Origin of the sequence: Sinomonas atrocyanea, from assembly GCF_030811715.1 — a bacterium.
Taxonomy (GTDB): Bacteria; Actinomycetota; Actinomycetes; order Actinomycetales; family Micrococcaceae; genus Sinomonas; species Sinomonas atrocyanea_A.
Map to the genome: position 1 here is coordinate 53,386 of NZ_JAUSRH010000005.1, position 12,084 is coordinate 65,469.

Annotated in this window: 10 protein-coding genes; 4 read left to right on the forward strand and 6 right to left on the reverse strand. The window is 65.6% G+C overall.

Features of this window, described 5'->3' with window-relative positions; genetic code table 11:
* Nucleotides 1-5: 5 nt before the first annotated feature.
* Together J2W21_RS09700 and J2W21_RS09705 are read right to left on the reverse strand one after the other, a co-directional pair.
* Entirely contained in the window at nucleotides 6-398 is a 393-nt protein-coding gene (locus J2W21_RS09700; RefSeq protein ID WP_307114307.1) for a RidA family protein, read from the reverse strand.
* Nucleotides 399-436: 38 nt separating this feature from the next.
* Nucleotides 437-1,807, reverse strand: coding sequence for an MFS transporter (locus J2W21_RS09705; protein ID WP_307114308.1), 1,371 nt, complete (start codon nucleotides 1,805-1,807; stop codon nucleotides 437-439).
* A 150-nt stretch (nucleotides 1,808-1,957) separates the two neighbouring features.
* On the opposite strand from J2W21_RS09705, the gene J2W21_RS09710 reads away from it, so the two are divergent.
* Nucleotides 1,958-2,698, forward strand: a complete 741-nt coding sequence (locus J2W21_RS09710) for a helix-turn-helix transcriptional regulator (RefSeq protein WP_307114309.1) — start codon at nucleotides 1,958-1,960, stop codon at nucleotides 2,696-2,698.
* 57 nt (nucleotides 2,699-2,755) lie between these two features.
* Here the strand turns inward: J2W21_RS09710 and J2W21_RS09715 are convergent, their stop codons facing one another.
* From J2W21_RS09715 to J2W21_RS09725, 3 genes are all read right to left on the reverse strand, one after another.
* Nucleotides 2,756-3,370: a DUF4230 domain-containing protein gene (locus tag J2W21_RS09715; RefSeq protein ID WP_307114310.1), complete on the reverse strand. Its 615-nt coding sequence runs from the start codon at nucleotides 3,368-3,370 to the stop codon at nucleotides 2,756-2,758.
* 131 nt (nucleotides 3,371-3,501) lie between these two features.
* Nucleotides 3,502-4,569 carry a DUF2510 domain-containing protein gene (locus J2W21_RS09720; RefSeq protein ID WP_307114311.1) on the reverse strand — a complete coding sequence of 356 codons (1,068 nt, stop codon included), beginning with the start codon at nucleotides 4,567-4,569 and terminating at the stop codon, nucleotides 3,502-3,504.
* 228 nt (nucleotides 4,570-4,797) lie between these two features.
* Nucleotides 4,798-6,516: a DUF4041 domain-containing protein gene (locus J2W21_RS09725; protein ID WP_307114312.1), complete on the reverse strand. Its 1,719-nt coding sequence runs from the start codon at nucleotides 6,514-6,516 to the stop codon at nucleotides 4,798-4,800.
* Nucleotides 6,517-6,740: 224 nt separating this feature from the next.
* On the opposite strand from J2W21_RS09725, the gene J2W21_RS09730 reads away from it, so the two are divergent.
* Nucleotides 6,741-7,292 carry a helix-turn-helix transcriptional regulator gene (locus J2W21_RS09730; RefSeq protein WP_307114313.1) on the forward strand — a complete coding sequence of 184 codons (552 nt, stop codon included), beginning with the start codon at nucleotides 6,741-6,743 and terminating at the stop codon, nucleotides 7,290-7,292.
* 176 nt (nucleotides 7,293-7,468) lie between these two features.
* Here the strand turns inward: J2W21_RS09730 and J2W21_RS09735 are convergent, their stop codons facing one another.
* Nucleotides 7,469-8,569 carry a hypothetical protein gene (locus tag J2W21_RS09735; protein ID WP_307114314.1) on the reverse strand — a complete coding sequence of 367 codons (1,101 nt, stop codon included), beginning with the start codon at nucleotides 8,567-8,569 and terminating at the stop codon, nucleotides 7,469-7,471.
* A gap of 1,047 nt (nucleotides 8,570-9,616) precedes the next feature.
* On the opposite strand from J2W21_RS09735, the gene J2W21_RS09740 reads away from it, so the two are divergent.
* The gene (locus J2W21_RS09740; protein WP_307114315.1) at nucleotides 9,617-10,960 is read left to right on the forward strand and encodes a cytochrome P450; all 1,344 of its coding nucleotides are present in this window, start codon (nucleotides 9,617-9,619) and stop codon (nucleotides 10,958-10,960) included.
* 5 nt (nucleotides 10,961-10,965) lie between these two features.
* Nucleotides 10,966-12,069, forward strand: a complete 1,104-nt coding sequence (locus tag J2W21_RS09745) for a PEP/pyruvate-binding domain-containing protein (protein ID WP_307114316.1) — start codon at nucleotides 10,966-10,968, stop codon at nucleotides 12,067-12,069.
* Nucleotides 12,070-12,084 lie beyond the last annotated feature (15 nt).

Consider the following 12,084-nt stretch of genomic DNA (forward strand, 5'->3'; position numbering starts at 1 on the left):
GTTCCTCAGCGGCCCTCGGGCACCGCGGCGACGACGTCGATCTCCACGAGGATGTTCGCCAGCTGCGAGCCGACCGTGGTGCGGACCGGGTAGGGCTCGGAGAAGAACTCCTGGTAGGCCTCGTTGAAGGCGGCGAAGTCGGCCAGGTCGGCGAGATGGACGGTGGTCTTGACGCAGTCGTCCAGCGTGAGGCCGCGCTCGGCCAAGATGGCCTGGATGTTGCGCAGCACCTGGCGGGTCTGCTCGCCGACCGAGTCGGCGACGGCGCCCGTGGCCGGATCCTGCGGGCCGAAGCCGGCGGTGTAGACGAATCCGTTGGCCTCGATCGCCTGGCTGTAGGGGCCAGCGGGCTGCGGGGCGTTGGTGGTGCGGAAAGCGGTCTTGGTCGTGACGGTCATGAGGTGTCCTCTTCTCTCTGAGTCTCGGTACGTAAGGTCTAGTGGCTGGAGGTCTCGGTGGCGGTTGCCTCGGCCGCGGTGTCGTGGAGCCGTCCCGCGTCCTCGGTGTCCGGCCGGAAGGAGGCGTAGGCGGTGGCGACGACGCCGATGAGGGCGATCACCGCGACGTAGATGATCACGGGCCACACACTGCCGAAGGCGGCGGAGAGCGCGGTCGCGATGAGCGGGGCGAAGCCGCCGCCGATCGTGTTCGAGATCTGGTACCCGATGTTGACCCCGGTGGTGCGGGCCTCGACGTCGAACATCTCGACGAGCATCGTCTGGAGCGTGCCCTGCATGGCCACGCCGGGGATCACGAAGCCGATCACCATGCCGAGCCAGATCAGGATCGCGGTCTGGGTGCTGAAGAGCGCGAAGGTCGGGTAGACCAGCAGGGCGAAGGCGATGCACGCCCCGATGTAGACCTTGCGGCGGCCGATCCTGTCCGAGAGGCTTCCCCACATCGGCGCGACGAAGATCTGCAGGACGCCGACGATCATGGTGCCGATGAAGCCCACCTGCGCCTGGGTGCCCTTGGACACCATGTAGGCGAGGCCGAAGGTCAGCACGATGTACCCGGCGATGCTCTGCGGCAGGCCGATGAGGATGCCGAGGATGGCGTTCTTCGGGTGCCGGAAGACTTCGCGGAGCGGGGACTTCCGCTTGGCGCCCGCAGACTCTCGGTTCGCCGACAGCTCCTTGAACTCCTCGGATTCCTCCAGCTTGGACCGCAGCACGATCGCCACGATGGCCAGGACCAGGGCGAGGAGGAATGGGACGCGCCAGCCCCACTCCATGAAGAACGACTTGGGGCCGGCGCCGAAGGCCGCCATCAGGCCGGCCGAGGCGACGTTGGCGATGCCGGCGCCGCTGATCAGCAGCGCGCCGTACAGTCCGCGCTTGCCAGCCGGGGCGTGCTCGACGACGAGCGCGGCCGCGCCGCCCATCTCGCCGCCGACGAACAGGCCCTGCAGCATCCGGAAGAAGAGCAGGAGGATCGGTGCGGCGATCCCGATGGTGCTGGCCGAGGGGATCAGGCCGATGGCCGCCGTGGAGATGCCCATGCCGATGACCGTGATCATCAGAGTGGTCTTCCGGCCCATGCGGTCGCCGATGTGGCCGAAGACCAAGCCGCCGATCGGCCGGAGCAGGAAGCCGAACGCGAAGCTGGCGAATGAGGAGAGCGTTCCGACCACCGGGTTGGCAGCCGGGAAGAACACCGCGGGGAAGACGGTGGCCGAGGCCAGCCCGTAGAGGTAGTAGTCGAAGTACTCCATGAGTGTACCGATCGCGCCGCCAGCGACCGTGCGGCGCTGCTTCGCTGAGATCGAGCGCCACCCCGATTGCGGTACCTGGTATGCCTGTGCCACGAGAGCCTCCTTGCCCCGATGTGTGCAGATGCGGTGAGTGCGGGCGGCGAGTCGGCCTGCCCTTCGATGACGAAGCTAGCACCCTCTTGAACAGTCTGTCTACGGCTAATACAATTTGTCTATGGCCTTCGCGGCGCGTAGGACTGACCCATGAGCGAGGTAGACATGACCCTGACTTCGGCCCAGCCGGCGGCGGACCACCCGCTCGCCCGCATGGGAACGTACGAGTCCGTGGACGAGATCCTCGCCGTGTTCCGCCCGGCCATGCACGCGATGGCCGCGGCCGTGGGGCCCGGATGCGAGGTGGTGCTCCACGACCTCTCGGCGCCCGACGTGGACCTCGGCCATACGATCGCGGCGATCGAGAACGGGCACGTGACCGGGCGCGAGGTGGGCGGCCCGTCGTCGAGCCTCGGCGCCGGCGTGCTCCATAACCAGGGCGCGGACCACAACGCGTTCGGCTACCGCGGCTTCACGGCCGACGGCCGCGAGCTGCGGTGCTCCTCCGTGTACTTCCGCAACTCGGCCGGGCGCATCATCGCCGCCCTCTGCATCAACTTCGACGTCAGCACGATCCAGCGCCTGCAGTCCCTCCTCCAGGGCCTGCTGCCGGCGGCCGCCTCGGACTCCCCCGAGCAGCCGAACGAGTTCTTCGGCCGGGACCTCGTGGCGGTGATGGACGCGATGGTCACCGAGGCCATCCGCGAGGTCGGCAAGCCCGTGGACCAGATGAGCCGCGACGACCGCATCGCCATCCTCACCAAGCTCGACCAGCAGGGCGTGCTGCAGATGCGGAAGGGCATCGACCGCGTCGCGGCGCGGCTGGGGATCTCGCGGGTGACGGCGTATTCGTACCTCGACGAGGCGCGGAACCAGCCCGGGGGCGAGTGACGGCACTGGCCGACAGCGCGCGTACGGGCAAAGGGTCAGTCCGGGTAGAGGGTCCTACTAGGCCTCTTTGTCGAGGAAGGTGACGCTAATCCCGCCGGCTTTGAACAAGCCGGTGAGCATTGATTTGGTGTTCTCCGCAGCGCGCTTTCGAAGTTCTGAGTCCTCGGCGGCCGCTGCCAACTTGGATTCAGCGAGCTTGTAGAACTGGGCTTGTTGTGGCGTCTCCATTGCATCGGCAATCCGGTCGAGGACGCCGCGGTCCTGGGAGAAAACATAGGATCGGTCGTGGTCAAGGTTCGGCTTGTCGAGCTGCGCCTTCGGCAGCCGCACCGTTGCTGACTTGCCGTCGGAGGAGACCATCACATCCTGATCCACGAGACCAGCGAGGTCGACATAAGCGTCGACGGTGCCCGCCGCGACAAACAGCGTTCGCCGACCCGCAATGACTGAGGGGACCCAAGTCACGTTGTCTTCGACGTCGACCACTACCTGCAGGTTACCGACAGCAGCGTGGTACTGGCTGATGTCATTGATCGACTTCAGAAGTGCCGGCTGGCTGCGGTCGACCCGTTGCGGCTGGAACGGATTCAATCCAGACGCATTTGCCACGAGAAGCCCGGCAAGTGCCACGCCGATCACGACCGTTGCAGCGCGCCAGAGAAACGAAATCATTGAAGCCCCCTCAGCCCCCTGAAAAGCCCGGGATCCTCCCCGTTCTTCTTTGGAGGGCGCTCACAAGCTGATTCGGCCCAACTGTAGCGCAGGCCCGGCGCACCGCCCTGCACGCGAGAGCGTCAGACCATTCATCGGGTCATTCGCACCCGCGAGGTCCAGGCACTGCCATCCCAGTAGCGGAAAGGCGCCACCCCTTCAGGGTCTGGGTAGAAGCCGGGGTCTCTTGGCGTGTCATTGGTCTCCGCGCTGAGAGCTGCTGCTGATACCGCAGGAGAGTCCACTTCAGCCGTGAGGTCGATGAAGCCCGCGTGGGCGACTGCGGGCGCCGGTCGCGTCTGGCGTGCTTTGGTCCGCTCGGCGCGGAGTCTTTCTGCCTCGGCTTTCTTCTCTTCGCGGGCCCGCGCCTGCTCCTCCCGTTTGGCGGCAGCGGCCCGGTCCTTCTCGGCAGCCGCACGCTGCTTCTCCTGTTCCTTTGCAATGGTCACGGCGCCCTCGCGGCGCTGGAGGTCCGTCAGGGCCTCCCTTAGGCCCGGGTAGCGGGAGTTCTCGGCAAGGATCTTCTCCAGGTCCATGCGAGCCCGCCCGAAGGTGCCCTCCTCTGCTTGGATCTCGGCCCGTAGGGCCAACGCCGCGTGACGGATGTCGGCGCCGAACTTCTTGGAGGTGGTCAGCGGCTTAAGGCACTCCTTGGCTGCGGTGTAGTTCGTCAGGTTCATCTGCGCTTCGGCCCGAAGGAGCGCCAGGCCTGCCGTGAGCTCATTCTGGATGGCTAGGCCATCGGTCAGTTCAACAACCTCTTCCCAGCGTCGATTCTCACCGTAGAGCTCCGCCAGGCTGAGGGCCGCCGGGACGCTCGGCACGGCGTCCTCGACGAGTTGCGCTGCTTCCTGAAGCCGCCCAAGTGCCTGCAAAGCCTCGGCCCCGGCCAACCGCAGAAGCGTCTCCCCCAGCGGCAGAGAGGCCGAGATCCCGTCGTAGATCGCCAGCTCGTAGTCGAAATCGGGGAGGTACTTCTGGACGAACGGGTGGTGGACAATGTCGCCGGGGGTCGAGACGGCGTGCTGGAGATAATCGGCGGCTCGCTCGAGCTGTTGGACCTCGAGCATCCTGAGTCCGAGAAGGGCGTGGGCGACCTTCTCGAACTTCGGGTGGAAGCGGACGGCGTCGTCGACGTCCAGCGCCTTGCGCTCGACCACTGCGGCGAACAGGGTCTTCTCCTCGCGTGAGGACAGCAGTCCAGGCTTCGGTGCCGATGGCGGGGGTGGTGTGTACCTGGGCCGTGGGGCGCTTCGAGCCCGGCTGCCAGACCGTCCTGATCCGGAAGAGCTTGAGATTCTGCGTCCGTTGATCGAGACGCCCGAGGCGGAAACCCTGACCCTCATGCCTGGAACCATCTGGAAACTGGTGCTGCGTTTGAACCCCATCTACTCCCCCTTGGCTATCGCCAGGCTACGGCGGAATTCTTCCGCCTCGGCCTCCTCGTTGAACTCCAACACTGTCTCCCCCGCCAGTTGGCGGACGGCTTCGAGGACCTCATGCGGGGTCGCATAGAAGAACTCCCTGCGCTGGTTAATCCTGTTCACCCGCCTGTGCTCGAACTCCCGATGTAGCCGGCTCTCCAGCCCGAGAGCGTCCTGGCTGAAGAACAAGGCATGGACGTCGTACAGGAACGGGACTCCGGCGCCGCTGAGTTCACGAATGCGTTCCGTCGGCTCCATGCGGCGGGTCATGCCGATCTTGACGATTCGATCGCCGAAGGCACCCAGATTGGAGATGACGTACACGTACCCGGCCCGAAAGTTCGCCTGCCGGTTCTCGATGTCCTTAAGCTGGTGCTCGGCCTCCTCAAGCTTCCCCTGCATTTCAGCGATGGCAGCCTCGTCACCCTGGCGCTGCGCGATCTCAAGGGCAGCCTGAAGCTTGTCGCGCTCCCTCTCGAACGCCGCCCGGGCTTCGGCCAGCTCCTTTTCGGCGCGTTCCTGCTCGCGCCGCTCTTCTCGCTCTGCGCGCAGTCGCTCCTTCTCCTCGGCGACCTTGACCTGATAGTCCGCGGCCAGACGCAGCTCCTCCAGCCGGAGGGCGTGGTACTCCGGGGTGATGCTGATGGCCATCGACTTCCCAAGCCGCTCGATCGCGCCCTTGGCCTTCTCCAACCGCTCGGACACCGGCTCCAGATTGAAGGCGCGGACGGTGCGGACGCAGTTGTCTGCCTCGGCGTTGTAAGCCCGGAGCATCAGTTTGCACTGCTCGCGGACCATGCGCGCGCCTTCCGTCAGACTGCCGTTGACAGCCCAGTTGGTGGCACCGGTGACGGCCCTGCCCTTGGCCAATTCTTTGTACTGGGCCTTCAGCGCGTCCAGTCGCTCCTTGTACTGCACAGCGCTGTCGAGAGGGTGGGCGAACTCGTAGATCCCGACGTCTTGGAGGAACACCGTCTCACGCGTCTCGACGATCTGCCGTTCGAGGGCGGCCAGCTGCTGGCGACGCTCTTCGATGGCGTGCTCAAGCCGGTCCAGCTCGAGGCGATGCGACGACGGATGGGCGGCGTCCGGGACGGGCGTCCCCGTGGACTCGAGCGCCACGGCCTGTCCGCTCTCCCCCTCGTCGGCCAGGTCCACCCCGAAGTGCTCGAGCAGGGCAGGGAGGCCATCGTTCCAGCCCTGCCACACCGACCGGACCTTCCACTCCCCATTGCGCCGGTAGATCTCAGCAGCGAGAGCGGATGTCTCCGAACCCTCCACTTCCAACGGCATCTCAAACCTCTGGCCGGCGGGAGTCGAAACGGCCAATGCGAGGTCGGGCGTCTGCCGGAGAGGTGCTCCGTTCTCTGTGGCCACCGCAATCAGGACCGATTGCCCTGGCGCGGCCAGTCGACTCAAGTCAAGGTTGGCCCTCTGGGTCGTCCGGTCCCCGGCAGAGGTTGTCCCCTCGTAGCTCGCTGACCCAGAGAGTATAGACGGCTGGTTGTAGTAGAGGAGGTGGTCGTTAGAGGCGACCTTCTGGCTCTCATCCACGACGGCGACGAAGAGGTCGACCTCGTGCGAAGCGCTCCTCAACGAGCGTGCCGCTTCGATGACAATGCGCTCCCCTTGGGGGTAGACGAGCAGTGAGTTGGCCCCCCGCGCCAACAGAGTCCTCGGCATACCTCCGACCGTACCTGAAGCCACTCAACAGGTCAGCGATCGTCGACCGAGTCTCCCTCCGGCGACGCTGTCATCGTGACCTCCCTTGGTCTTTGTCCCTTTCGGGCCTGGGCCGCGCGCCGGGACTTCTCAGTGCCGCTCCCGACCAGGTTCTTCGGAGCGGTCGGGAAGGCCTCTGCAGCAAGGCGCTGGATCGCTTCCCACTCGTCCTCGAAGCGAGGACGGTGTCCGACCGAGTGGTGCTGCACGACCTCTCGGCGCCCGATGTGGACCTCGGCCACACGATCGCCGCGATCGAGAACGGGCACGTGACCGGGCGCGAGGTGGGGGGCCCGTCGTCGAGCCTCGGCGCCGGCGTGCTCCACAACCAGGGCCCGGACCACAACGCGTTCGGCTACTTCCGCAACTCGGCCGGGCGCATCATCGCCGCCCTCTGCATCAACTTCGACGTCAGCACGATCCAGCGCCTGCAGTCCCTCCTCCAAGGGCTGCTGCCGGCGGCCGCGTCGGACTCCCCCGAGCAGCCGGACGAATTCTTCGGCCGGGACCTCGTGGCGGTGATGGATGCGATGGTCACCGAGGCCATCCGCGAGGTCGGCAAGCCCGTGGACCAGATGAGCCGCGACGACCGCATCGCCATCCTGACCAAACTCGACCAGCAGGGCGTGCCGCAGATGCGCAAGGGCATCGACCGCGTCGCGGCGCGGCTGAGGATTTCGCGGGTGACGGCGTATTCGTACCTTGATGAGGCGCGAAATCAGGCCGCACGCGAGTGATGGTTGCTCGGCTCCCGATCGGCGACCGAATGGAAAGCTTTCATGGGTCGAGGACGCGACGAGAATTGACTTATGTCAAGTTGCTTTCCTGCCAGACCTCAACGGCCGCCTACTGCTTGAGTAGTGAATGAGCATCGTGTATCGGTTCGCCTCTCATATGTGGCGGTAACTTAGCACTACCTGAGGCTCGACGCCGAAGTTTCCACAGGAACGCCCGCGTACTCCGACACTCGCAATAAAAGGGGAATCGAAGCGGCTGATGAATGACGCGTATCGAATGGACCGACAACCACTTTGCGGATCGGCAATTTCGCGAAGGCTGTGGTCGAGAATCCTGCGCCGCCACCCATTCCCGTGAGCCGCAGGTAGGGAGTAATCCCAAACCTGCTTGAACGAAATTGGATTGCGCCGTCATCCGGCGATTGGATCACGAGCCGCACTTCGCGCTCTTCGACGAAGCTTGGCTCCTTACAGTAAGCAAGACTCTCCGCAAGAACCACTGCATTAGCTCTGCACGCCTCACATCCACTTGAGGCTAGGTGGGCACACTTGAAAATAGTTGCTATGTACCCCAGGCATTCCGCCAAGAAATTGCGTTGGGCGTGTTGATCATATAGAACCTTCGCCCATTTTGGACTCATGTCATCCGGCCGATTCAAAGTCTCGACGCTCGTGAGAACAGCCAACTGGGCCGAGCTGTCAAGCACGACGGCATGCCCCTGCCCTCCCCCGTACGCACGCCATTGAGCGAGCGAATTCTCAGCGAGAGAAGCTGACGCTACGAACAACCCGCGCTGGCCTGCAGTCGCCTCCGCCAGCTTGCGGAGACTCACGAAATAGAGCTTCAGGCGTGGGTCAATGTTTTTTGAGTCCTCGACCTCCTCTAAGAGTTGATCAAGGACATTCAGGCCGTAGGATAGTTCAATTGAATCATTGAGCGAGCTCATCGAAGTCGCCCAAAGGCAGTTTCTGCCCACAATTCCTATTAGCCCGGCCGAGTCGGTATAGTGCCATATCTCGCCGGCGCCTTCATGCATGGCCAACCCGGTTGACGGCTGAATCACCACCTGGAGATTCTTCTCATCATCGGCCGAGGTTTCCGTGGGTTTCGAGCCCAAGGAGACACTCGCCCTAGAAATCAATTCAAAATGGTTTGGGTCAACGATGGGCAGGGCAATCGGCCCAGGTAGACTCAATTCACCGTCACATGAAGGGTCAGTCCCGCAGTTGAGCCTGAGGCGCCTCGGGGCACCTTCGGAGTGTTCTTCATCATCCATCACGCCCCCATTACCTTCACCCGCTTGAGAGGGGAGCCAGAGTGGCGGCCTCCCGCGCCCCTAACCAATATGGACGACGCTTCCAAAATTGTACAAGAAGAGCGCCCCAACGCGCACACTCTACAACACCGCTAAGTCATGGCTCGATTCAACGGGCTGCCCGCGCATCCGTTCATGATCTGGTGGGCGGCTCTCTTCGTCCCGGCCTCGCAAGGTGCCAACCAAACGAATGGGCCTGTTTAAGCTGCATTTCGCAGTCCTCTCACGCGGTTGCGATTAAACACGTCTTGAACGAAGCACAGCAGGCAGTGCCAGCACCGCCCTGATGGTCATCATCCGCTGCGCACCATCCGATGCCCCGATCGAGCTGGGCCTTTCATCGGCGCATGGCCTTCTGCAGCACCCTCGCCTGCCCCATTGAAGTCGAGCGTCGCCGGCCTTCGGGCTGCGCCCCGGTGCCTTGGCGACGGCTGCAGGGGGCGGGCGTCCAGATCTTGGTCGGGACTGAGTCGTGCCTGGACGGCCTCACGGTCGGAGACGCCTTCGAGGCTCGCCGCGCGCTCTTGACGGCGCTCGGCCGAGTCGTGCCGGTGGGGACTTCGTTGGCCAGCGCGTCCGCGGCGCCTACCCTCCGCCTCTGCGTCCTACTGGCTGCCGGGCGCAGTGGTGGCGAGTCTGGGCCAGACCGGGCGCCGGACCCGCCGGGCGCAAAGCAACGTGCGGTGCGCGCCGACGGCCAGCGGCCATCGAACCGATCGCGCGCCGTCCGCCGGCCGGAACTCTGTGGAGGCCGACCGTGCCACCCTCGAAAGGCCAGGGCGGCGCGGTCGCTGTCTCTTATCGCTATCTCTATTCACCAGGGCAAGCACTGGACCGGAACATGATGCTTAGGGCGCCGAGCCGGTCCAGGGCCGCCAGCCTTGCCAAGCTACTTCCACTCAGTGGAAGGTGACCCAGCACACTTGTCGGTGATCAGGACCACACTGGATCTAGACGCACAAGCCCGGCCCCGAGCCGCGCCGAAGGCCACCAGATCAAGGAGTGCTGATGTCACTGGAGACTCAGGGAACCGGCTGCCCGTTCGGGTTCGGCGCCCAGGCGGGCACCGACACCGGTGCGGCGCCCGCGAGCGCCGGCCGGACGCCGTCGGCCGTCCACAACGCCAGCCACCACGGCTACGAGCCGTTCCAGATGAAGAACCCGTTCCCGGCGTACGCGGCCCTCCGCGCCGAGGAGCCGGTGATGTACGACGAGCGGATCGACCTCTTCGTGGTCACCCGCTACGACGACATCAAGGCCGTCTTCGATGACTGGGAGACCTTCTCCTCCGAGAACGCCCAGGCCCCGGTCCGCAAGCGCGGCCTGCAGGCCACCCAGATCATGAACGAGGGCGGCTTCACCGCCTACTCGGGCCTCTCCGCCCGCATCCCCCCGGAGCACACCCGCATCCGCGGCATCGTGCAGAAGGCCTTCACGCCGCGCCGGTTCAAGGTCCTCGAGCCGTTCATCCGCCAGAACGTCGCCGACCGCCTGGACGCGATGATCGCGCGCGGCCAGGACGCCGCCACCCACCACGGTGAAATCGTCAAGGACCTCGCCTACGAGGTCCCCACCATCACCATCCTCACGCTCATCGGCGAGGACCTCGCCAAGCTGGACGACTACAAGCGCTGGTCCGACTCGCGCGCCGCGATGACCTGGGGCGACCTCACCGACGAGGAGCAGATCCCCCACGCGCACAACCTCGTCGAGTACTGGCAGGCCTGCCTCGCCCTCGTCGCCAAGGCCCACGCCGAGGGCGGCGACAACCTCATCGCGGACCTCGTCACCGCCCAGAAGGACGGTGCCGAGATCTCCGACCACGAGATCGCCTCCGTGGCCTACAGCCTCCTCTTCGCCGGCCACGAGACCACCACCACGCTCATCTCCAACGCCCTCCGCCTCCTCGCAGCAGACGAGAAGACCTGGCAGAAGCTCGTCGAGGACCCCAAGAAGATCCCGGGCGCCATCGACGAGGTGCTCCGCTACTCGGGCTCGATCGTCGCCTGGCGCCGCAAGGCCACGAAGGACGCCGAGATCGGCGGGGTGAAGATCCCGAAGGACTCCGGCATCCTGCTCGTCATGGGCTCGGCCAACCGCGACGAGTCCAAGTTCGAGGACCCCGAGACCTTCGACATCGCCCGCCCCAACGCCCGCGAGCACCTCTCCTTCGGCTTCGGCATCCACTACTGCCTCGGCAACATGCTCGCCAAGCTCCAGGCCAAGATCGCCCTCGAGGAGGCCACGGCCAAGCTCCCCCACCTCACCGTGGACGACCCGGAGAGCATCGAGTTCCGCGAGAACCTCTCCTTCCGCGTCCCCGTCTCCGTCCCCGTCTCGTGGAAGGCCTGACCGCAATGCAGGACACCCAGTACATCCAGTTCTTCGACGGCGGCACCGAGCCGACGCTGGCGAACCTCGGGGGCAAGGGCGCCTCGCTCGTCACCATGACCTCCGCCGGTATGCCGGTCCCGCCCGGGTTCGTGGTCACCACGGCCCAGTTCGACGCCTTCATGGCGGAGAACCAGATCACCGAGAGGATCCACGCGCTCCTGGCCGGCCTCAATCCCGAGGACGTCGCCGAGGTCGACGCCGTCTCCGCCACCATCCGCGACTCCATCGAGGAGTGCCCGATCCCGGCCGAGGCCCGCGCCCAGACGGTCGCCGCTTACGAGGCCCTCCAGTCCCGCTTCGACTCCCCCGTCCCCGTCGCGGTCCGCTCGAGCGCGACGGCCGAGGACCTCCCGGACGCGAGCTTCGCCGGCCAGCAGGACACCTACCTCTGGCTCGAGGGCTTCGACGCGGTGGGCGAGCACATCCGCAAGTGCTGGGCCTCGCTCTACACCTCCCGCGCCATCATCTACCGCCTCAAGAACGGCATCCCCAACGAGGGCCTCTCCATGGCCGTGGTGGTGCAGAAGATGGTCAACGCGAAGGCCTCGGGCGTCGCCATGACCCTCGACCCCACCAACGGCGACCGCTCCAAGATCACCATCGACGCCTCCTACGGCGTCGGCGAGATGGTGGTCTCCGGCCAGGTCACCCCGGACAACATCGTCCTGGACAAGGTCACGCTCACCCTCGTCAACGAGCACCTCGGCGACAAGCACGCCGAGCTCGTCCCGGACCCCGCCGCCCGCCGCCTCGTGGAACGCGAGGTCGACGCCGAACGACGCTCCCGCCGCTGCCTCACCGACGCGCAACTCACCGCGGTTGCCACCCTCGCCAAGCGCGCCGAGAAGCACTACAAGACGCCCCAGGACATCGAGTGGGCCCTCGACGCCGACCTCCCCGACGGCGAGAACCTCCTGCTCCTGCAGGCCCGCCCCGAGACCGTCCACTCGGTCAAGCCCGCCACCGCACCCCAGCCCGTGGTGAGCACGACGACGGCACCCGGCCAGGCGCCGTCGTCCGCCGCGACCGGCGGCTTCAGCTGGAACTCCGTCAAGCTCTTCGCCTAGCCCCACCCTTCCGTT